This is a genomic window from Halomonas sp. PA16-9, from assembly GCF_009728585.1.
Lineage (GTDB): Bacteria > Pseudomonadota > Gammaproteobacteria > Pseudomonadales > Halomonadaceae > Vreelandella > Vreelandella titanicae.
This window is the reverse complement of sequence record NZ_CP040451.1, coordinates 195,576-217,460: the sequence shown is the minus strand read 5'-3', so window position 1 is coordinate 217,460 and position 21,885 is coordinate 195,576. Positions and strand designations below refer to the sequence as shown.

Annotated in this window: 15 protein-coding genes, 4 tRNA genes and 1 pseudogene; 2 read left to right on the top strand and 18 right to left on the bottom strand. The window is 55.4% G+C overall.

Annotated features, from left to right (window positions below):
- Positions 1 to 32 precede the first annotated feature (32 nt).
- Together tuf and fusA are read right to left on the bottom strand one after the other, a co-directional pair.
- Positions 33 to 1,226 carry an elongation factor Tu gene (gene tuf, locus FDY98_RS00945; protein ID WP_009288143.1) on the bottom strand — a complete coding sequence of 398 codons (1,194 nt, stop codon included), beginning with the start codon at positions 1,224 to 1,226 and terminating at the stop codon, positions 33 to 35.
- Positions 1,227 to 1,255: 29 nt separating this feature from the next.
- Positions 1,256 to 3,379, bottom strand: coding sequence for an elongation factor G (gene fusA / locus FDY98_RS00940; RefSeq protein ID WP_009288144.1), 2,124 nt, complete (start codon positions 3,377 to 3,379; stop codon positions 1,256 to 1,258).
- Positions 3,380 to 3,478: 99 nt separating this feature from the next.
- Between fusA and FDY98_RS29215 the strand changes: the two genes are divergently transcribed.
- Positions 3,479 to 3,694, top strand: a complete 216-nt coding sequence (locus FDY98_RS29215; RefSeq protein WP_081742684.1) for a pentapeptide repeat-containing protein — start codon at positions 3,479 to 3,481, stop codon at positions 3,692 to 3,694.
- Here the strand turns inward: FDY98_RS29215 and rpsG are convergent.
- The 16 genes from rpsG to FDY98_RS00855 all read right to left on the bottom strand — a co-directional run bounded on the left by rpsG (position 3,627) and on the right by FDY98_RS00855 (position 19,681).
- Positions 3,627 to 4,097, bottom strand: coding sequence for a 30S ribosomal protein S7 (gene rpsG, locus FDY98_RS00930; RefSeq protein ID WP_009288145.1), 471 nt, complete (start codon positions 4,095 to 4,097; stop codon positions 3,627 to 3,629). The genes FDY98_RS29215 and rpsG overlap by 68 nt on opposite strands.
- A 188-nt stretch (positions 4,098 to 4,285) precedes the next feature.
- The gene (gene rpsL / locus FDY98_RS00925) at positions 4,286 to 4,660 is read right to left on the bottom strand and encodes a 30S ribosomal protein S12 (protein WP_008959173.1); all 375 of its coding nucleotides are present in this window, start codon (positions 4,658 to 4,660) and stop codon (positions 4,286 to 4,288) included.
- Positions 4,661 to 4,873: 213 nt separating this feature from the next.
- Entirely contained in the window at positions 4,874 to 9,088 is a 4,215-nt protein-coding gene (gene rpoC, locus FDY98_RS00920; RefSeq protein ID WP_009288147.1) for a DNA-directed RNA polymerase subunit beta', read from the bottom strand.
- Positions 9,089 to 9,098: 10 nt separating this feature from the next.
- On the bottom strand, positions 9,099 to 13,175 hold the full coding sequence (gene rpoB / locus FDY98_RS00915; RefSeq protein ID WP_022520869.1) for a DNA-directed RNA polymerase subunit beta: 4,077 nt from the start codon (positions 13,173 to 13,175) through the stop codon (positions 9,099 to 9,101).
- Between the two features lie 332 nt (positions 13,176 to 13,507).
- Positions 13,508 to 13,876: a 50S ribosomal protein L7/L12 gene (gene rplL / locus FDY98_RS00910; RefSeq protein WP_022520870.1), complete on the bottom strand. Its 369-nt coding sequence runs from the start codon at positions 13,874 to 13,876 to the stop codon at positions 13,508 to 13,510.
- Positions 13,877 to 13,988: 112 nt separating this feature from the next.
- A complete protein-coding gene (gene rplJ, locus FDY98_RS00905; protein WP_022520871.1) occupies positions 13,989 to 14,489 on the bottom strand; it encodes a 50S ribosomal protein L10 in 501 nt (166 codons plus the stop codon).
- Between the two features lie 319 nt (positions 14,490 to 14,808).
- Complete coding sequence (rplA, locus tag FDY98_RS00900; RefSeq protein WP_027958796.1) at positions 14,809 to 15,501, bottom strand: 50S ribosomal protein L1; 693 nt, start codon at positions 15,499 to 15,501, stop codon at positions 14,809 to 14,811.
- A gap of 2 nt (positions 15,502 to 15,503) precedes the next feature.
- The gene (gene rplK / locus FDY98_RS00895) at positions 15,504 to 15,935 is read right to left on the bottom strand and encodes a 50S ribosomal protein L11 (RefSeq protein ID WP_027958795.1); all 432 of its coding nucleotides are present in this window, start codon (positions 15,933 to 15,935) and stop codon (positions 15,504 to 15,506) included.
- 119 nt (positions 15,936 to 16,054) lie between these two features.
- On the bottom strand, positions 16,055 to 16,588 hold the full coding sequence (gene nusG, locus FDY98_RS00890; protein ID WP_008959178.1) for a transcription termination/antitermination protein NusG: 534 nt from the start codon (positions 16,586 to 16,588) through the stop codon (positions 16,055 to 16,057).
- Positions 16,589 to 16,596: 8 nt separating this feature from the next.
- Positions 16,597 to 16,980: a preprotein translocase subunit SecE gene (secE, locus tag FDY98_RS00885; protein WP_008959179.1), complete on the bottom strand. Its 384-nt coding sequence runs from the start codon at positions 16,978 to 16,980 to the stop codon at positions 16,597 to 16,599.
- A 72-nt stretch (positions 16,981 to 17,052) separates the two neighbouring features.
- Positions 17,053 to 17,128: transfer RNA gene (locus FDY98_RS00880), tRNA-Trp, on the bottom strand.
- Positions 17,129 to 17,379: 251 nt separating this feature from the next.
- A tRNA-Thr gene (locus tag FDY98_RS00875) sits at positions 17,380 to 17,454 on the bottom strand.
- 13 nt (positions 17,455 to 17,467) lie between these two features.
- Positions 17,468 to 17,541: transfer RNA gene (locus FDY98_RS00870), tRNA-Gly, on the bottom strand.
- 105 nt (positions 17,542 to 17,646) lie between these two features.
- Positions 17,647 to 17,730: transfer RNA gene (locus tag FDY98_RS00865), tRNA-Tyr, on the bottom strand.
- 119 nt (positions 17,731 to 17,849) lie between these two features.
- Positions 17,850 to 18,689 carry a type III pantothenate kinase gene (locus FDY98_RS00860; protein ID WP_009288152.1) on the bottom strand — a complete coding sequence of 280 codons (840 nt, stop codon included), beginning with the start codon at positions 18,687 to 18,689 and terminating at the stop codon, positions 17,850 to 17,852.
- On the bottom strand, positions 18,686 to 19,681 hold the full coding sequence (locus tag FDY98_RS00855) for a biotin--[acetyl-CoA-carboxylase] ligase (protein ID WP_009288153.1): 996 nt from the start codon (positions 19,679 to 19,681) through the stop codon (positions 18,686 to 18,688). Before FDY98_RS00855 ends, FDY98_RS00860 begins: the two co-directional genes overlap by 4 nt.
- Before the next feature lie 230 nt (positions 19,682 to 19,911).
- Between FDY98_RS00855 and typA the strand changes: the two are divergent.
- Positions 19,912 to 21,763: pseudogene (gene typA / locus FDY98_RS00850) on the top strand (translational GTPase TypA).
- Positions 21,764 to 21,885 lie beyond the last annotated feature (122 nt).

The window sequence follows — 21,885 nt, the reverse complement described above, 5'->3', positions numbered from 1 at the left end:
TCAGAGCCCCCTTCATCATTCAAGCATGCTGCTTACTTGACGATTTTGGCCACAACGCCAGCACCGACAGTACGGCCGCCTTCACGAATAGCGAAGCGCAAGCCTTCGTCCATTGCGATGGGGGCGATCAAGGTAACAACCATCTGAACGTTGTCACCCGGCATGACCATTTCAACGCCTTCCGGCAGTTCACAGGTACCAGTTACGTCGGTGGTACGGAAGTAGAACTGCGGACGGTAGCCCTTGAAGAAAGGCGTGTGACGACCACCCTCTTCTTTGGACAGTACGTAAACTTCTGCTTCGAAGGTAGTGTGCGGGTTGATGGTGCCCGGCTTGGCCAGCACTTGGCCACGCTCGACGTCATCACGCTTAGTACCACGCAGCAGGGCGCCAACGTTCTCACCAGCACGACCTTCGTCGAGCAGTTTACGGAACATTTCAACACCGGTAACGATCGTTTTGGTGGTATCGCGGATACCCACGATTTCCACTTCTTCGCCCGCTTTGACGATACCGCGCTCTACACGACCGGTAACAACAGTACCGCGGCCAGAGATAGAGAACACGTCTTCGATCGGCATCAGGAACGGCTGATCAATCGCACGCTCCGGCTCAGGGATGTAAGCATCCAGAGCTTTGATCAAATTAGCGACGGCAGTCGTACCCATGCCCTTGTCATCTTCACCGTTCAGCGCCATCAGCGCAGAGCCAGTGATGATCGGCGTGTCGTCACCCGGGAAGTCGTACTGGTCTAGAAGTTCGCGAACTTCCATTTCTACCAGCTCGAGCAGCTCTTCATCATCGACCATGTCCGCTTTGTTCAGGAACACAACGATGAACGGTACGCCAACCTGACGAGACAGCAGGATGTGCTCGCGAGTTTGCGGCATCGGGCCGTCTGCGGCAGAACATACCAGGATAGCGCCGTCCATCTGCGCAGCACCGGTGATCATGTTCTTGACGTAGTCAGCGTGTCCCGGGCAGTCAACGTGCGCGTAGTGGCGATCTTCAGACTGGTATTCCACGTGGGAAGTAGCGATTGTGATACCGCGCTCACGCTCTTCAGGAGCGTTATCGATGGTATCAAACTCACGCCAGTCGCCGCCGAAAACCTCAGCAGACACGCGGGTCAGGGCCGCCGTCAGAGTCGTTTTACCGTGGTCGACGTGACCAATGGTGCCGACGTTGACGTGCGGTTTGGAACGTTCAAATTTTTCCTTAGCCACTGCTATAACCTCTTTACGTTAGCTAACGGTTAACCGTTTTGATTGATGACGGCTTCAACGACGCTGGAGGGCGCCTCGTCGTACTTCGAGAACTCCATAGAGTAGCTCGCACGGCCCTGGGTTTGTGAGCGCAGATCGGTTGCATAACCGAACATCTCGCCCAGTGGCACCGTCGCACGAATGACTTTACCAGAAGAGGAGTCATCCATACCCTGCACCAGGCCGCGACGACGGCTCAGGTCACCCATGACGTCACCCATAAATTCTTCGGGGGTCACGATTTCGACCTTCATCACCGGCTCCAGCAGCACGGCCTTGGCCTTCCTGGCACCTTCTTTTACTGCCATAGAAGAAGCAATCTTAAACGCAGTCTCGTTGGAGTCTACGTCGTGGAAGGAGCCATCAAACAGCGTTACTTTAACGTCGATCATCGGGTAACCCGCGATGACGCCGTTTTTGAGCTGCTCAAAAGCACCCTTCTCAACCGCGGGAACGTATTCCTTGGGAACCGCACCACCCACGATCTCAGAGTTGAACTTGAAGAACAGTTCGTCTTCGCCTTCACCCTTCTCTTCTGCTGTCAGCGGCTCGATACGCAGCCATACGTGACCATACTGACCACGACCACCGGACTGACGTACGAACTTGCCTTCTTGCTCAATGCTGCCGCGAATCGTTTCGCGATAGGCAACCTGAGGCTTACCGATATTGGCCTCAACCTTAAACTCGCGACGCATACGGTCAACGAGGATATCCAGGTGAAGCTCACCCATGCCAGAAATAATCGTCTGGCCGGTTTCTTCGTCGGTTTTGACCTGGAAGGAAGGGTCTTCTTGAGCAAGCTTGCCCAACGCAACACCCATCTTCTCTTGGTCTGCCTTAGATTTAGGCTCTACAGCAACCGAGATAACCGGATCCGGGAACTCCATGCGCTCGAGAACGATCTTGTTATCGATGTCGCACAGGGTATCACCCGTGGTGACGTCTTTCAGACCGATACAAGCAGCGATGTCGCCCGCCAGAACTTCTTTGATCTCTTCACGGGAATTGGCGTGCATCTGAACGATACGGCCAACGCGCTCTTTCTTCTGCTTAACGGAGTTATAGACACCGTCACCAGATTTAAGAACACCCGAGTAGACGCGAATAAAGGTCAGCGTACCAACGAAGGGGTCAGTGGCGATCTTAAACGCCAGGGCCGCAAACGGCGCACTGTCATCAGCTTCACGGGTATCAACGGTGCCGTCTTTATCGTCGAGCTCACCTTCGATCGCCTTAACTTCCGTCGGCGAAGGCATGTATTCGATAACGCCATCCAGCACTGCTTGAACGCCTTTGTTCTTAAAGGCAGAACCACAGGTAACCAGAACGATATCGTTAGCCAGGGTGCGCGCACGCAGACCGGCCTTGATCTCTTCAACCGATAGCTCACCGCCTTCAAGGTACTTTTCCATCAGCTCGTCAGAGCCTTCGGCAGCAGCTTCGACCATCTCTTCGCGGTACTTTTCTGCTGTTTCTTGTAGCTCAGCAGGAATGTCCGCGAGGTCATAATTCATACCCAGGCTTTCCTCGTCCCACAGGATAGCCTTCATCTGAATCAGATCAATAACGCCTTTAAAGTCCTCTTCCGTGCCCCAGTTAATCTGGATTGGCACAGCTTTGGCACCCAAACGCTCTTTCAACTGCTCGACAACCATGAAGAAGTCAGCGCCGGTACGGTCCATCTTATTGACGAAAACCATGCGCGGAACTTCGTACTTGTTGGCTTGGCGCCATACTGTTTCGGTCTGCGGCTGAACGCCGGAAGAACCACACAGTACAACAACCGCACCATCGAGTACGCGCAGAGAACGTTCAACTTCAATGGTGAAGTCAACGTGCCCCGGGGTGTCGATAATATTGATACGGTGCTCAGGGAACTGCTTGTTCATGCCCTGCCAGAAACAGGTAGTTGCAGCTGAGGTGATAGTGATACCACGCTCCTGCTCCTGCTCCATCCAGTCCATGGTCGCAGCACCGTCGTGTACTTCGCCCACTTTGTGGGAGAGGCCGGTGTAGAACAGTACACGCTCAGTCGTTGTGGTTTTACCCGCGTCGACGTGAGCGACGATACCGATATTACGGTAGCGATTTAGTGGAGTCTTGCGTGCCACGGTGAAACTCCCGTTTGTTGGCGATGCTCGTTAATTTAGCGGCGTATGCAAGCGAGGTTTATGCGGCCGCCGCTACCACTGCGTCATGGTAGCGGCTGAGTGTTGCAACTTTTGAATTGCAACAACGCGACTCAGCAAACATTCCACCATGCTGAACAACGTGCATATATAAACCAGAAAGCCATACTTAAAAACGCCGTACAAAGAAACGCCGATTTTAGAAACGCTGACCTTAAAAACGCCGACCTTAAAAACGGTAGTGCGAGAAGGCCTTGTTGGCTTCTGCCATGCGATGCACGTCTTCGCGCTTCTTAACGGCAGAACCTTTACCTTCAGCGGCATCCAGCATTTCACCCGCCAGACGCTGAACCATGGTTTTCTCACCGCGACGACGCGCCGCGTCTACCAGCCAGCGCATTGCCAGCGCTTGACGGCGAGACGGACGTACTTCAACCGGCACCTGATAGGTCGCACCACCAACGCGGCGCGACTTCACTTCGACCATCGGCTGGATGGCTTCCAGCGCTTTGTCGAAGATCTCCAGCGGATCTTCTTTACTACGCTCGGCAACCTTATCCAACGCACCGTAGACGATACGCTCAGCTATGGACTTCTTGCCGCTGACCATCAGGTGGTTCATGAACTTCGCCAGACGCTCACTTCCGAACTTAGGATCCGGCAGAATCTCGCGTTTAGCTACTACTCTTCTTCTAGGCATGATAAGCCCTCAATTAAGGATCTTTCAGGTAAACCCGGAACTCATGCAACCTGCGTACGATATTCAAGTACCACAAGTGCAGCCCGACCTTACTCTTATCAGACCGTCAAATTCGTGAAAATCGTTACTCAGCATGCCCTTTTGACGGGGCGACGCTGCACAGCTGACCTAGCCCTAGGACTTAAAACTTAGGACTTAGGACGCTTAGTACCGTATTTAGAACGACCCTGACGACGATTTTGAACGCCAGAGGTGTCAAGGGCGCCACGAACGGTGTGATAACGCACACCTGGCAAATCCTTTACACGACCGCCGCGAATCAAAACGACAGAGTGTTCTTGAAGGTTGTGACCTTCACCACCGATATAAGAAGACACTTCAAAGCCGTTGGTAAGGCGCACACGGCAAACCTTACGCAGAGCCGAGTTAGGCTTCTTCGGGGTGGTGGTGTAAACGCGCGTACAAACGCCGCGTTTTTGCGGACAGGCCTGCAGCGCTGGCACGTCACTTTTTGTGACGGGGCGCTTGCGCGGCTTGCGCACTAGCTGATTAATCGTTGCCATGGTGTTTAGCTGACTCCAATGGTTGCCTTGCCTTTTAACAAATGCGGGCAGCGGATGCGGGCGCACCCACCCCACTGTTAAAGGCTGCGCATTCTAAAGGCTGACCCTAGGTCGCGTCAAGCCTTGCCGGCGGTTTTACCGGCAAGGTGACACTTTTTCAGGTCAGCTATTCGTTTTACTTACTCATGTTACCTACTGCTTTAGGCGCCAAATCTACAGCTCGTCGTCAGAATCGAGAGCGGTCAACTGTGCACCCAGCTCCTGTTCGACTTCGGTAGCCGAAGGATTGAACAGTTGCTCAACGTCTTCGCGCTTGCGACGACGTTCTGCGTGGTGAGTCAAGCCTGTACCAGCCGGTATCAGGCGACCAACCACCACGTTTTCTTTCAGGCCACGCAGGTAATCGCGCTTGCCAGTCACCGCTGCTTCGGTCAGTACGCGGGTTGTCTCCTGGAAGGAGGCCGCGGAAATGAACGACTCGGTGGCCAGGCTGGCCTTGGTGATACCCAGCAGCATACGCTGATACTTGGCCGGGAATTTCTTCTCTTTTTCAAGACGTTCGTTCTGTTCCAGCACGCGAACCAGTTCAGCCTGGTCGCCCGTGATGAAGTCAGAATCGCCCGAATCAGTAATCTCTACCTTACGCAGCATCTGACGCACAATGACTTCGATGTGCTTGTCGTTGATGCCTACGCCCTGCAGACGATAAACGTCCTGTACTTCGGCAGTGATGTACTTGGCGAGCTCCTCAACACCCAGCAAGCGCAGGATATCGTGCGGATTGCTCGGCCCATCGGAAATCACCTCGCCCTTCTCGACGGTTTCGCCTTCGAAGACGGCAATTTGACGCCATTTCGGAATCAACGCTTCAAACGGATCGCCAGATTCCGGGGTAATGGTCAGACGACGCTTACCTTTGGTCTCTTTACCGAAGCTGATCACACCGCTGATCTCGGCCAGGATCGAGGACTCTTTCGGCTTACGCGCTTCGAACAAGTCAGCAACCCGCGGCAGACCACCGGTGATGTCTTTGTTCGCCGAGGCTTCTACCGGGATACGGGCAACCACTTCACCCACCCCGATCGTCACACCATCGTCGACCGAAATAATCGAGTTGCCCGGAAGCAGGTACTGAACCGGGGTGTTGGAGCCCGATACAGAGACGTACTCGCCCGAGCTGTCTTGCAGCATGACCATCGGGCGCTTGTCGCGACCGGCCATGGGACGTGCTGCAGACTCGATCACCTCGATAGAGGAGAGGCCGGTCATCTCATCGACGCTGCGGTGCATGGTGACACCCTCGTCGAGATCGATGAACTGCGCTTTACCTTCTACTTCGGCAACGATCGGGTGAGTGTGCGGATCCCATTTGGCGACCGTCGCACCAGCGTCGACCACGTCGCCGTCGCGTACAGAAAGCTCAGCACCGTAAGGGAGCTTATAGTACTCACGCTCACGGCCATGGTCGTCAGCAACGGCCAGGGCGCTGGAGCGAGATACGACAACCAGCTTGCCGTCGGCACGCTCTACATGCTTGATGTTGTGCAGACGAACCTTACCGCCGTGCTTCACTTGTACGCTATCCACAGCAGACGAACGCGATGCCGCACCACCGATGTGGAAGGTACGCATGGTCAGCTGGGTACCCGGCTCACCGATGGACTGTGCAGCGATAACGCCGACGGCTTCACCGATGTTGACCTGATGGCCACGGGCCAAGTCACGGCCGTAACAGGAGGCACACACGCCGTGTGCGGTCTCACAGGTAATCGTAGAGCGAACGATGATCTCGTCGACACCCATGGTGTCGAGCTCGGCACACCATTTCTCGTCGAGTAAGGTTCCTTTCGCGATCAAGACTTCACCGCTGCCAGGGTGAACCACATCCTGAGCAACCACACGACCCAGCACGCGCTGGGAAAGCGGTACGATAATGTCGCCGCCTTCGATGATCGGGTGCAGGGTCAAGCCATTTTCGGTACCACAGTCGACTTCGGTGATGACCAGGTCTTGCGCTACGTCTACCAAGCGACGGGTTAGGTAACCGGAGTTGGCGGTTTTCAACGCCGTATCCGCAAGACCTTTACGTGCACCGTGGGTCGAGATGAAGTACTGCAGTACGTTCAGACCTTCACGGAAGTTGGCGACGATCGGCGTTTCGATGATCGAGCCATCCGGCTTGGCCATCAGACCACGCATACCCGCCAACTGACGGATCTGGGCAGCACTACCACGGGCACCGGAGTCGGCCATGATGAAGACGCTGTTGAACGAGTCCTGCTCAACTTCGTTGCCATCACGATCGATGACGGTCTCTTTAGAGATACCCACCATCATCGCCTTGGCGACTTTATCGTTGGCCTTGGACCAGATATCGATAACCTTGTTGTACTTCTCGCCCGCTGTTACCAGGCCAGAAGAGAACTGGTCTTCGATCTCTTTAACTTCGGCTTCCGCTGCATCAACGATTTCAGTTTTTGCTTCGGGAATAACGAAGTCGTTAACACCGATTGAGGCGCCGGACCAAGTCGCGAGACGGAAACCGGTATACATCAGCTGGTCAGCGAAAATGACGGTCGGCTTGAGGCCGGCACGACGATAAACTTCGTTGATCAGGCTAGAGATCGCCTTCTTCTTCATCGGCTGGTCGATCAGCTCGAAAGGCACACCTTCGGGCAGAATGCGGAACAGCAGTGCACGGCCTACCGTCGTATCGTAAATACGGCGGTGGAAGCTACGCTCGCCGCTCTCTTCTTCGATATCGATTTCGTCCAGACGCACTTTGACCCGGGCGTGCAGCGATACTGACTGGGTACCGAAAGCGCGCTCTACCTCGTTGAGGTCAGAGAACACCATACCCTCGCCTTTGGCGTTGATCTTTTCGCGGGTCATGTAGTAAAGACCCAGTACAACGTCCTGGGACGGCACGATGATCGGCTCGCCGTTAGCGGGCGAAAGCACGTTGTTGGTGGCCATCATCAGCGCACGCGCTTCGAGCTGGGCTTCCAGGGTCAGCGGCACGTGTACCGCCATCTGGTCACCGTCAAAGTCGGCGTTGTAGGCGGCACATACCAGCGGGTGCAGCTGAATCGCTTTACCTTCGATCAGCAGCGGCTCAAATGCCTGGATACCCAGACGGTGAAGCGTGGGGGCGCGGTTAAGCAGTACCGGGTGCTCGCGGATAACATCGGCAAGGATGTCCCACACTTCCGGCAGCTCGCGCTCGACCATCTTCTTGGCAGCTTTGATCGTGGAGGCATAGCCCAGCGACTGCAGCTTGGAGTAGATAAACGGCTTGAACAGCTCAAGCGCCATTTTCTTGGGCAGACCACACTGGTGCAGACGCAGGGTCGGACCAACGGTAATTACCGAGCGGCCCGAGTAGTCGACGCGCTTACCCAGCAGGTTCTGACGGAAACGACCCTGCTTACCTTTGATCATGTCGGCGAGCGATTTCAGCGGGCGCTTGTTAGAGCCCGTGATCGCGCGGCCACGACGACCATTGTCGAGCAGTGCATCGACGGCTTCCTGCAGCATACGCTTCTCGTTGCGCACAATAATGTCCGGCGCATTGAGATCGAGCAGACGCTTCAGGCGGTTGTTACGGTTGATCACACGACGGTAAAGGTCGTTGAGATCGGAGGTCGCGAAACGGCCACCGTCCAGCGGTACCAGCGGACGCAGATCCGGTGGCAGCACGGGCAGCACTTCCATGACCATCCACGCCGGCGCGTTACCGGAGTGGTAGAAGGCTTCAAGCAGCTTGAGGCGCTTGGAGAGCTTCTTGATCTTGGTTTCGGAGTTAGTCTGCGGAATCTCTTCGCGCAGGTGGTTAATCTCTTCTTCCAGATCGATATCTTTGAGCAGCTCCTGAACGGCTTCGGCACCCATGCGGGCGTCGAAGTCATCACCGAACTCTTCCAGTGCTTCAAAGTACTGCTCGTCGTTCATCAGCTGACCACGCTCCAGCGTGGTCATACCTGGATCGATAACGACAAAGCTTTCGAAATACAGCACGCGCTCGATATCACGCAGGGTCATATCGAGGAACATGCCGATACGCGACGGCAGTGACTTCAAAAACCAAATGTGTGCCACCGGCGAAGCGAGCTCGATGTGCCCCATGCGCTCACGGCGCACGGCGGCTTTGGTCACTTCTACGCCACACTTTTCGCAGATGATACCGCGGTGCTTCATGCGCTTATACTTGCCGCACAGGCACTCGTAATCCTTAACCGGGCCAAAAATCTTGGCGCAGAACAGGCCATCCCGCTCCGGTTTAAAGGTACGGTAGTTGATGGTCTCAGGCTTCTTCACCTCGCCAAACGACCAGGAGCGAATCATGTCCGGCGACGCCAGGGTAATCTTGATCGCGTCAAACTCTTCGGACTGAGACTGCGATTTGAGTACTTTCACCAAATCTTTCATGGGACGGCTCCTAGCTCTCTAACTCGATATCGATGCCCAGCGAGCGGATTTCCTTCACGAGTACGTTGAAGGATTCCGGCATGCCTGCCTGCATGGTGTGGTCGCCATCCACGATGTTTTTGTACATCTTGGTGCGGCCTTCGACGTCGTCCGACTTGACGGTGAGCATCTCTTGTAGCGTGTATGCAGCGCCGTAAGCTTCCAGCGCCCACACTTCCATCTCACCGAAGCGCTGACCACCGAATTGCGCCTTACCACCCAAGGGCTGCTGGGTAACCAGCGAGTAAGAACCAGTAGAACGCGCATGCATCTTGTCGTCTACCAAGTGGTTAAGCTTCAGCATGTACATGTAGCCAACGGTGACCGGACGGTCAAAAGCATCACCGGTACGGCCATCGAACAGGGCCATCTGACCCGACTCGGGGATGTCCGCCAGCTTCAGCAGGTGCTTGATTTCGTGCTCTTTGGCACCGTCAAACACCGGCGTGGCCATAGGCACACCACCTTTGAGGTTCTTCGCCAGGGCGATGATCTCGTCATCCGTCAGGGAGTCGAGATCTTCAACGCGCGTACCTTGCGTATTGTAGATCTGACCCAGGAAATCACGGATCTCGGCCACTTGCTGTCCACGTGCGTCGCGCAGCATGGCTTCGATCTTGACGCCCAAGCCACGTGCCGCCATACCCAGGTGGGTTTCCAAAATCTGACCGACGTTCATACGCGACGGTACGCCCAGCGGGTTCAGCACCACGTCAACCGGCTCGCCCTTTTCATCAAACGGCATGTCTTCGATGGGCATAATCGCCGAGATAACACCTTTGTTACCGTGACGACCGGCCATCTTGTCACCCGGCTGGATGCGACGCTTAACCGCCATATAGACTTTGACGATTTTTAGCACGCCCGGTGCGAGATCGTCGCCCTGGGTCAGCTTGCGCTTCTTATCTTCAAAGCGCTCGTCCATCTCTTTACGACGGGTTTCCAGCTGTTCGTCGGCCTGTGCCAGCAGCTCGTTGTAGGACTCATCCTGCATGCGCAGTTTGAACCACTGCTGACGCGGCAATTCATCCAGGTATGCCTCGTCGAGCACGTCACCTTTCTTGAGGTTCGGGCCGCCGTTAACAGCCTGACCGTCAAGGGTACGCTTTAGACGCTCAAAAGTGGCGTCTTCGGCGATACGGTAAGTCTCTTGGAGATCCTTACGAACTTCGTCAAGCTGAGTGCGCTCGATCGACAGGGCGCGTGAATCTTTCTCAACGCCGTCACGAGTAAACACCTGAACGTCGATGACCGTACCTTTCATGCCGGTGGGGGCACGCAGGGAGGTGTCTTTAACGTCAGACGCTTTCTCGCCGAAGATGGCACGTAGCAGCTTCTCTTCAGGCGTCAGCTGGGTTTCACCCTTCGGCGTTACTTTACCGACCAGAATATCGCCCGGGCCGACTTCGGCACCGATGTAGACAACGCCCGCTTCATCCAGCTTGGAGAGCGCAGACTCGCCCACGTTAGGGATATCGGAGGTAATTTCTTCCGAGCCCAACTTGGTGTCGCGGGACACACAGGTCAGTTCCTGAATGTGGATCGTGGTGAAACGGTCTTCTTGAACGACCCGCTCGGAAAGCAGGATGGAGTCCTCGAAGTTGTAACCGTTCCAGGGCATAAACGCGATACGCATGTTCTGGCCCAGCGCCAGGTCGCCCATATCCACCGACGGGCCGTCAGCGAGAATATCGCCACGTGCCACGCTGTCGCCAGGCCGCACGATGGGGCGCTGGTTCATACAGGTGTTCTGGTTCGAGCGGGTGTACTTGGTCAGGTTGTAGATATCAACGCCGGCTTCACCGCCGATGATTTCATCTTCATTAACCCGTACCACGACACGACGCGCATCGACGGAATCAATCACGCCGCCGCGATTGGCCACCGCACAGACGCCGGAGTCACGGGCAACAAAGCGCTCCATGCCGGTACCCACCAGCGGCTTATCGGCACGCAGGGTCGGTACCGCCTGACGCTGCATGTTAGAACCCATCAAGGCGCGGTTGGCGTCATCGTGCTCCAGGAACGGAATCAATGCCGCTGCAACCGAGACGACCTGACGGGGTGATACGTCCATCAGCGTCACTTGCTCGGGACGCATAAAGGTGGTCTCACCGCGGTGACGCACCTGAACCAGATCATCGCTTAGCTTGTTGGACTCATCTACCGCCGCTGACGCCTGGGCAATAACGAAATCGCCCTCTTCGATCGCCGAGAGGTGAACGATGTCGTCGGTCAACTGACGATCAACCACTTTACGGTACGGCGTTTCGAGGAAACCGTAGCTGTTAGTGTGGCTGTATGTGGCCAGCGAGTTAATCAGACCGATGTTCGGGCCTTCTGGCGTTTCGATCGGGCATAGACGCCCGTAGTGCGTGGCGTGAACGTCACGTACTTCGAAGCCAGCACGCTCACGGGTCAAACCACCGGGGCCGAGTGCCGACACACGACGCTTGTGGGTAACCTCAGAAAGCGGGTTGTTCTGATCCATAAACTGCGAAAGCTGGCTGGAACCGAAGAACTCCTTCACCGCCGCCGCGACCGGCTTGGCGTTGATCAAGTCTTGGGGCATCAGGCCTTCGCTTTCCGCCATGGAAAGACGCTCTTTCACGGCGCGCTCTACACGCACCAGGCCTACGCGGAACTGGTTCTCTGCCATCTCGCCCACACAGCGAATACGGCGGTTACCCAGGTGATCGATATCGTCAACGTCACCGAAGCCGTTACGGATACTGATCAGCTCGCGCAGCACATCAAGAATGTCTTTGCGATCCAGTACGCCGGAGCCCGTGTCAGTATCACGACGCAGGCGACGGTTGAACTTCATGCGGCCAACGCCAGACAGGTCGTAGCGGTCCTCAGAGAAGAACAGGTTGTTAAACAGCGTCTCGGCAGACTCTTTGGTGGGCGGTTCGCCGGGACGCATCATGCGGTAAATTTCGACTAACGCTTCAAGCGCGGAATTAGTAGCATCCAGCTTCAAGGTGTCGGAAATGAATGAACCGCAGTCGAGATCATTGGTGTAGAGCGTTTCCACCAAGGTAATGCCACCCTGGGCCATGCGCTCAAGCACCTCGGGAGTGATCTCGGTATTACACGGGCAGATCAGCTCGCCTGTTTTGGAGTCGATTTGATCTTTAGCCAGCGTTTTGCCGAACAGGTACTCCATCGGCACGTCCAGACGCTCAAGGCCGGCTTTTTCAAGCTGACGAATGTGCTTCTGGGTAATCCGACGCCCCTCTTCAACGATCACATTGCCTTCGCCATCCTTGATGTCGAAAGTAGCTGTCTCGCCGCGCAGGCGCGACGGAACCAACTCAACATAGAAACCGGATTTCTCAATGTGGAAGACGCTGGTTTCAAAGAACTCGGCCAGGATCTCTTCGGTGTTCATCCCCAGCGCACGCATCAGTACCGAGGCCGGCAGCTTGCGGCGACGGTCAATACGTACGAAAACGTTATCCTTGGGGTCAAACTCGAAGTCTAACCAGGAGCCACGATAAGGAATCACGCGAGCTGAATAGAGCAGCTTGCCGGAAGAGTGGCTCTTACCTTTGTCGTGATCGAAGAACACACCGGGCGAGCGGTGGAGCTGGGAGACGATAACCCGCTCAGTACCGTTGATAACAAAGGTACCGTTCTCAGTCATCAGGGGGATTTCCCCCATGTAGACCTCTTGCTCTTTAATATCTTTAATTGCTTTGTTCGAGGAGTCGCGATCATAGATGATCAAGCGAACCTTGACGCGCAGCGGGGCGGAGTAAGTCACGCCGCGCAGCTGGCACTCCTTAACATCGAACGCCGGCGTACCGAAGCGGTAGCTGACATACTCAAGCGCTGCATTGCCGGAGAAGCTCTCAATCGGAAACACGGACTTGAATGCCGCGTGCAGACCGACCTCGTGACGCTCGTCGGGCGAACGATCTTGCTGGAGGAAGTCGTAATAGGAATCAAGCTGGATCGCCAGCAAGTAAGGCACATCCATCACTTGGGGCAGTTTGCCGAAATCCTTGCGGATGCGTTTTTTCTCAGTATATGAGTAAGCCATCTGTATTCCCCAGCTTGTTCACCATGGGTGACCGATGCGTGGTCATCGCTGCCCGGCGGGCTTCGTCAGACGCAGACAGCAAGCTCCTAAATCGGTAGCTCGCCGTCGAAAATCTAGTTCGATAACTCAGTCGTCGATAACACTATCTTCAATAACGCCATCTTCAATAACGCTGTTACGTTTCTGTCGTGGCTGCTCTCAATGAGCAGCACTGCTGTTGTTCAATATCATCGACTGTCCAACATCAGCTACAACAGAAAAAGGCCGGCAGCGGGAAATCCCGCCGCCAGCCGTGGAAGCTCACGCAGCGCGTAAAGCCGTCCGCACAAGGCTTACTTGAGCTCGACGGTTGCGCCCGCTTCTTCCAGCTTGGCTTTAGCTGCTTCAGCGTCGTCTTTAGACAGACCTTCTTTGATGGTCGCCGGAGCGCCGTCAACAGCACCTTTAGCTTCTTTCAAGCCAAGGCCAGTGATCTCACGTACTGCTTTGATCACGTTAACTTTCTTGTCGCCAGCAGCGGTCAGAACTACGTCAAACTCAGTCTGTTCTTCAGCTACTTCGCCGCCAGCAGCCGGACCAGCCATTACGGCAGCGGCAGCAGAAACGCCGAATTTCTCTTCCATTGCTTCGATCAGCTCGACAACTTCCATTACGGTCATGTCGGCTACAGCATTGATGATATCGTCTTTAGACAGTGCCATTGTTTCATTCCTAACTTTGCGGGAGTCTCGGTCAGCCGAGGACTCAGGATTCATTGCTCGGTTCAGGCAGCGCCCTGGTTAAACCGTTTACGCCACCTGCAAGAAGAACTGCTTATGCAGCTTCTTGCTTCTGGTCGCGCAGAGCGGCCAGAGTACGAACCAGCTTGCCAGCGGAGGCTTCTTTCATTACCGACATCAACTTGGCAATTGCTTCGTCGTGAGTCGGTAGGGTTGCCAGACGGTCGATGTCAGCAGCCGGAATCAGCTCACCTTCGTAGGCCAACGCTTTTACTTCGAAGTTCTTGTCCGCTTTAGCAAACTCTTTGAACAGACGAGCGGCAGCGCCCGGATGATCAGTAGAGAAGGCCAACAACGTAGGACCAACGAAGCTATCGTTCAAGCACTCCCACTGAGTGCCCTCGAGAGCGCGGCGAGCCAGCGTATTACGTACAACACGCAGCTCTACACCATTCTCACGCGCCTGCTTGCGCAGATCGGTCATTTTACCAACCGTAACGCCGCGAGAATCAGCAACTACGACGGAGAGTGCGCCCTTGGCCGCTTCACTGACCTCGGCAACAATCGCTTTCTTGCCTTCAAGTGCTAGTGGCACAGTGATCACTCCTTCGTGCCGGAACCCAGGAAGGTTCCGGTGGTTACCATCTCTCCCCACTCTGCTGTGCTAAAAGCGCTGCAAAGCGGGAAGCCTTGGGGATGGTGCTCACCAGAAAGCCGTCTTAAGCTTAACCAACTGGCGGCCACACCATCTGCGCAGGCGCTTATAGGGCAATTAAGCCGCCCTTGTAAGTACTTGCGTACTTATCAAGCGCGGCACCTGCGGTCTTTGACGATGCCCCGGCCAGTGATAGCCACCAAACGGGGGACCGCAAAGTTCTTGCTCGGTTCTTACAAAAAAACCAACGATTACTCGCTTACGCGAAAGCAGAGTGATCGATTGTTAAACCCGGGCCCATAGTAGTAGACAGGGTCATTTTTTTGAAGTAAATACCTTTAGAGGCGCTCGGCTTGAGGCGCTTCAGGTCAGCAACCAGTGCTTCCAGGTTGCCGTTAATTGCTGCGGCGTCAAAATCCACTTTACCCAGGGTAGTGTGGATGATGCCGTTTTTGTCGGTACGGAAACGCACCTGACCCGCTTTGGCATTCTTGACCGCTGTCGCCACATCGGGCGTTACGGTGCCAACTTTCGGGTTAGGCATCAGGCCACGCGGACCTAGAATCTGACCCAACTGACCCACAACGCGCATGGCGTCTGGCGAAGCGATAACGACGTCAAAATCCATCACGCCTTTTTTCACTTGCTCAGCCAAGTCGTCCATACCCACGATGTCGGCGCCGGCTTCTTTAGCGGCATCGGCATTGGCACCCTGGGTGAAGACTGCAACGCGTACGTCTTTACCGGTACCGTTAGGCATGACGGTAGCGCCACGTACAACCTGGTCGGATTTGCGTGGATCAACGCCCAGGTTGATGGCAACATCAACAGACTCTTTGAATTTAACTGTAGACAGCTCAGAGAGCAGCGCTACCGCTTCTTCAATAGAGTAGGCTTTAGTAGTGTCTACTTTTTCGCGAATGATTTTCGCACGCTTAGACAGTTTAGCCATGATCAGAGACCCTCCACGTTTAGGCCCATGCTGCGAGCGCTGCCAGCAATGGTGCGTACAGCGGCATCGAGATTCGCAGCCGTCAAATCAGGCTCTTTAGCCTTGGCGATCTCTTCAAGCTGTTCACGCGTTACGGTGCCGACCTTCTTCTTGTTCGGCTCACCAGAACCAGACTTGATGCCAGCGGCTTTTTTCAGCAGCACGGCAGCAGGCGGCGTCTTGGTGACGAACGTGAAGCTACGGTCAGAGTAGACGGTGATCACGACTGGCGTCGGCAGGCCCGGCTCAATTTCTTGAGTCGCAGCGTTGAACGCCTTACAGAATTCCATGATGTTCACGCCGTGCTGACCCAGCGCAGGGCCTACCGGCGGACTTGGATTGGCTTTACCTGCAGCAACCTGCAGTTTGATATAAGCCTGTACTTTCTTGGCCATCTTTAACACTCCAGTTGGGTAATAGCGCCCGAAGGCTCCCCGGTACCAGTGAAACAGCTGAACCAGCCATTTCACACGAATTAAAACTTACCGCTTACTTACTATTTACTACTCACCCGTTACTCTTTCTCAACTTGAGAGAACTCTAACTCAACAGGTGTAGAGCGCCCGAAGATCAGCACACTGACATGCAGACGACTCTTTTCATAATTAACTTCTTCGACAACACCGTTGAAATCGGCAAACGGCCCGTCGACAACACGCACTGATTGGCCCGGCTCAAACATCGTCTTAGGCCGCGGCTTATCAGTACCGTCTTTAACGCGCAGCAAAATGGCATCTGCTTCGCGAGAAGTGATTGGCGCTGGCTTCTCTTTTGTTCCGCCAATAAAGCCCATAACACGCGGCGTCTCATTGACGAGATGCCATGTTTCGTCGGCCATTTCCATCTCGACTAGCACGTAGCCGGGATAAAATTTGCGCTCGCTCTTGCGCCGCTTGCCGTCACGCATTTCGACAACTTCTTCGGTCGGCACCAGAATTTCGCCAAAGCGATCCTCCATACCATACATCTTCACACGCTCAATCAATGAGCGCATGACATGCTTTTCAAAGCCAGAATAAGCGTGAACGACGTACCAACGTTTGGACATGAAAGCTCCTAACCAATGACGCCGGACATCGCCCAGCCAAGAAGAGTGTCGATCAACCACAGCATTAGCCCCACCACCAAAACGGCCACTAGCACAATGGCCGTGGTTTGAATGGTTTCGGCTCGGGTCGGCCATACAACGCGCTGAATCTCTTTCTTGGCGCTTCTGGCAAGCTCTACTAAATCACGACCCTTGGTAGTGGTTAGCGCGATCAAACCCGCAATCACACACAACACCACCACACCAAGCACGCGGTAGAGCAGGCCAATATCGGCGAAATAGGTATTACCAACAACAGCAACGACAAGCAGCGCTACGACCGCCGCCCACTTGAGCCCGTCATGGCGCGTCTGTTGCACCTCGGCGCCATGTTTTACAGAACCAGGCTTCATAAAAACGAGACTCCTCAGGGTGCGGCGAACGATAAAAGAATTTTGGAAAAAGACATACCAACCTGGGAAGGCTGGCAGGCCAGGAGGGAATCGAACCCCCAACCTGCGGTTTTGGAGACCGCTGCTCTGCCAATTGAGCTACTGGCCTGTATCGTCGTACTGACTTTCTATCTTCGTACTGACTTTCTATCTTCGTACTTTCTAGACTTTCTAACGTCTATCTACTTTTTGCTTCTTACTTCTGCTAACAAGCGTCTTTTCGACCGCCTATACAACAGCGGGCGCCATGGTAGCGGAGAATCCCACACCTGACAACCCCTTCTTTACGCTCAAGCGTCACAAAAACCCACCCAAACGCAGAGACAAAAAAAGCGAGCTTCGCTCGCTTGATCTGCAATATGGAGCTCATGGACGGAATTGAACCGTCGACCTCACCCTTACCAAGGGTGTGCTCTACCCCTGAGCTACATGAGCTAAACACATCAACTGGAGCGGGCGGCGGGAATCGAACCCGCACCATCAGCTTGGAAGGCTGAGGTTCTACCATTGAACTACGCCCCCGAACTTGCCTATAGAATGACAATCCGCTGCACGAGAAACAGTAGCTAACGCCCGCTTACCGGCTTTTCATTCCCAAACACTGAACAGTTCAGCGCCTGATAAACTTGGTGGAGAGGGAAGGATTCGAACCTTCGAAGCTTTCGCGGCAGATTTACAGTCTGCTCCCTTTGGCCACTCGGGAACCTCTCCAACTGTGGCGGCACATTATGCCAGCCTCCAAAACAGTGTCAAGCTAGATATTTACTTAATTTATCGTAGCTTGCGATGCCAGTGCATCTTCTGCCTGCCTTGGAACGCGCTGCATTCTGTCAAAGCAGCATGGAGAATGCAAGTGCCGCGCGAATCTTTTCTAGCGCTACCGGCTCAGGCACCCGCGGCGCACCCGACATTTTGCCCGCACGCTCGGCGAAAGTCATCGGAAAGCACGCCTCTAAGCCGCCATAAACCATATCCGGCCACACCGCATGAGGCACCTGCACTCCCCGTGAGACAACGCGCGCATCGCCCCCCGTCAACAGCATTGGCAGCGCCACACCCTCTTGATCGCACACTTCGCTATAAATGCGGTTAATGGCACTGACGGCGGCCATATAAATACCATGATTAACCGCATCAACGGTGCGTCGTCCTGGCTCCAGCAACTCATCGGCCTCACTTTCAGGGTCGATGGCCACATTGCGAGTACCCAGCTTCAGGCTCTCTTTCATCAGGCGAAGACCGGGGATAATAAAGCCGCCCAGGTGCTGGCCGCCTGGCAGCACAAAGTCGATAGTAATCGCGCTGCCACAATCCACCGCACAGCAACCGCCTGCTAGCTGATAGCCCGCCAGCGCCCCCATCCAACGATCGACGCCTAAACGCCCCGGCTCTTCGTAGCCATTAACCACGCCTAGTGCCTCATGGGTTGAGTGCGCCACGTGCACATGACGCACCCGGCGGCGCAACAAGGCGACCGTCTCTTCCAGCACGGCTGCCCTGGCAACGCTTGATATACGCACCGCCTCGACCACGTCCAGGTCGGGAATATCAGCCCCTGGGCGCCACTCCTCCCGGGTCCACACAGCCCCGCGGGAACGTATCTCGCTACTCTCGGCATCCTTGAGCCGCCATTTAGACAGCGTGTTGCCGATATCCAGATCCAGAATCATAAACGCCTGCGCACGCTGATCTCACCGCCGGCTAGGCGTCGCGAGTGACCATTTTCGGCAACCCAGAGGTTACCACTCTCATCCACTTCTCCGGCGATCGCATCGCTGGTCTGCTGTCCTTGAATCACTCTAATCGGCAGCCCCGCATAGGCGTGACGCTGATTCCACGCATCCCGCCAGGCGGCAAAGCCATGTTGTTCAAAGTTAGCCAGCATCGCCAGCAGGCCCGACACTACGTCTGAGGCCAACTGATTACGCGAGATATCCGGCAGTCGCTCGAAAAGCGCCGCAACAGGTTGGTCGATCGCTGCCCGCTGGGCAGCGGGCAGCCAAAGATTCATGCCCATACCAATGACGACTTCGCAGGGGCCTGCGGCATCCCCGGTCACTTCGATAAGAATACCGGCCAGCTTGCCTAACTCGTCGCCTGGGCCATCACCCTGCTCGGAGAGCAGGATATCGTTAGGCCACTTAAGCTTCGGCGCCACACCATGCTGCTCAAGCACTTGGGCAACGACAACGCCTACCGCCAAGCTCAAGCCCTCCAGCACCGCAATACCCGACTCAAAGCGCCAGCCCAGCGATAGCATTAAGCTCTGACCCCAGGGCGTCGACCAGACACGACCACGGCGCCCACGTCCCGCCGTTTGCAGCTCAACCAGGCACACTTCGCCATGCCCGGCGCCCTGCTCAAAGCGTTGGCGCAGATACTCATTGCTGGAGGGTAACTGGTCCTCAACAAACAGGCGCGCAAGGTGGTGGCGCGCCTGTGCGGGCAGCCGCTCCACGATTTTGGCGCCCTCCAAGGGCTCCAGGCGCTGGGATAGCTGGTAGCCACGGCCTTTCACCGCCACTACCTCCACCCCTAGTGCTTCCAGTTTTTTTAACTGTTTCCACACCGCCGCACGAGAAATACCCAGCGCTTCACCCAGCTGCTCGCCAGAGTGAACCTCGCCATCGCTTAACAAACGCATCAGGTTGCCGATGGTCATGCTCCTGCCCCAGTGGGAAAAGCGCTAGTCTAGCGGATGGAGGTTCATGGCGAAAACATTCCTAGACCAAGGTTGATATGAGAGGCAGTAATATCAGCGAAGCCTTCGACATGGTAGAATGGCTATTGGACGCAAGCCCTGAGCCAAGATGGTCGGCAAATTGCCAGCCCTTGCGACCCGCATTTTCCGACCCGTGGACGAACGGGTGTTCACAAGAGTTCTCTCTCAGCATGCAAAACCAGCAAAACTCCAGCGCGGTTAATAACCTGCGCAACGTCGCGATCATAGCCCACGTTGACCATGGTAAAACCACACTGGTCGACAAGCTCCTGAGCCAGTCCGGCACCCTTGACCGTAAAGCAGAAGGTCAAGAGCGCATCATGGACTCAAACGATCAGGAAAAAGAGCGTGGCATTACCATTTTGGCCAAGAATACGGCCATTCAATGGCAAGACAGCCAAGGTAACGACTACCACATCAACATCGTGGATACGCCTGGGCACGCCGATTTCGGCGGCGAGGTTGAGCGCGTCATGTCAATGGTCGATTCGGTGCTACTGCTAGTAGACGCCGTTGATGGCCCGATGCCGCAAACCCGCTTTGTGACCCAGAAAGCATTCGCCCAAGGCCTGAAGCCGATCGTGGTGGTCAACAAAATTGACCGTCCCGGCGCACGCCCTGACTGGGTTATCGACCAGATTTTTGACCTGTTCGACAACCTCGGTGCGTCTGACGAACAGCTCGATTTCCCAATCATCTACTGCTCTGCCCTAAACGGCATTGCCGGTATGGATCCTGAAGAGCTGGCGGACAACATGGATCCCATGTTCCAGGCCATCGTCGATATCGTCGAGCCGCCGAAGGTTGAGCTTGACGGCCCCTTCCAGATGCAGATCTCTGCGCTGGATTACAACAGCTATGTAGGCGTTATCGGCCTGGGTCGCATCAAGCGTGGCGCGGTGAAACCGAACCAGCAGGTGTCGATCATCGGCGTTGACGGCAATGTGCGTAAGGGCAAAATCGGTCAGGTCATGACCCATATGGGCCTTGAGCGCGTGCAGCACCAACGAAGCCACCGCGGGCGACATCGTCTGTGTTACTGGCATCGACGATCTGTCGATTTCGGATACGCTATGCGATCCGGCCAAGGTCGAAGCGCTGCCGCCACTGTCCGTCGACGAACCGACCGTTTCAATGACCTTCCAGGTCAACGATTCACCGTTCGCCGGTAAAGACGGTAAGTTTGTGACCAGCCGCAACATCAAGGATCGCCTTGATCAAGAGCTGATTCACAACGTGGCCCTGCGCGTTGAGCAGGGCGAAACCCCTGAGAAGTTCAAGGTTTCTGGCCGTGGCGAGCTGCACCTCTCGGTGCTGATCGAAACCATGCGCCGTGAAGGCTTTGAGCTGGCCGTAGGCCGCCCTGAAGTCATCATCAAAGAGATCGACGGTGAGAAGCAGGAGCCCTACGAAGAGGTCATCATCGACTGTGAAGAGCAGCACCAAGGCTCGATCATGGAAGAGCTGGGCTACCGTAAAGGTGAGATGACCAACATGCTGCCGGACGGTAAAGGACGGGTTCGCCTGGACTTCATCATTCCTGCCCGCGGCTTGATCGGTTTCCGTGGCCAGTTTCTGACCCTGACTTCGGGCACCGGCATCCTGACCAGCCGCTTTGATCACTACGGCCCGCTGAAGCCTGAAGCCTCTATCGAGCGTCGCAACGGCGTGTTGGTTTCGATGGTCGACGGTAAAGCCCTTGCCTATGCGCTGTATGCGCTGCAAGAGCGCGGCAAGCTGATTATCGATCACGCCACGGAAGTTTACGAAGGCATGCTGATCGGTATCAACAACCGCGCTAACGACATGGTGGTTAACCCCACCAAAGGCAAGAAGCTCGACAACATGCGCTCCACCGGTAACGATGAAAACATCGTCTTAACCCCGCCGGTTAAGTTCTCCCTGGAGCAGGCCATCGAGTTCCTCGACTCTGACGAGCTCGTCGAAGTCACGCCGGCGCACATCCGCCTGCGCAAAAAGCTGCTGAAAGAAACCGAGCGTAAGCGTTACAGCAAGAAGTAATCCGTTCCAAGCAGTCAGTACCCAAAACCGCGAAAGCGGGTTTTTTTATGCCTCGTTGCCACACTTCATGACCGCTCAATAGCTGCCAAGATACTTCCCTAAACGCAGCCTAAACGCTAATA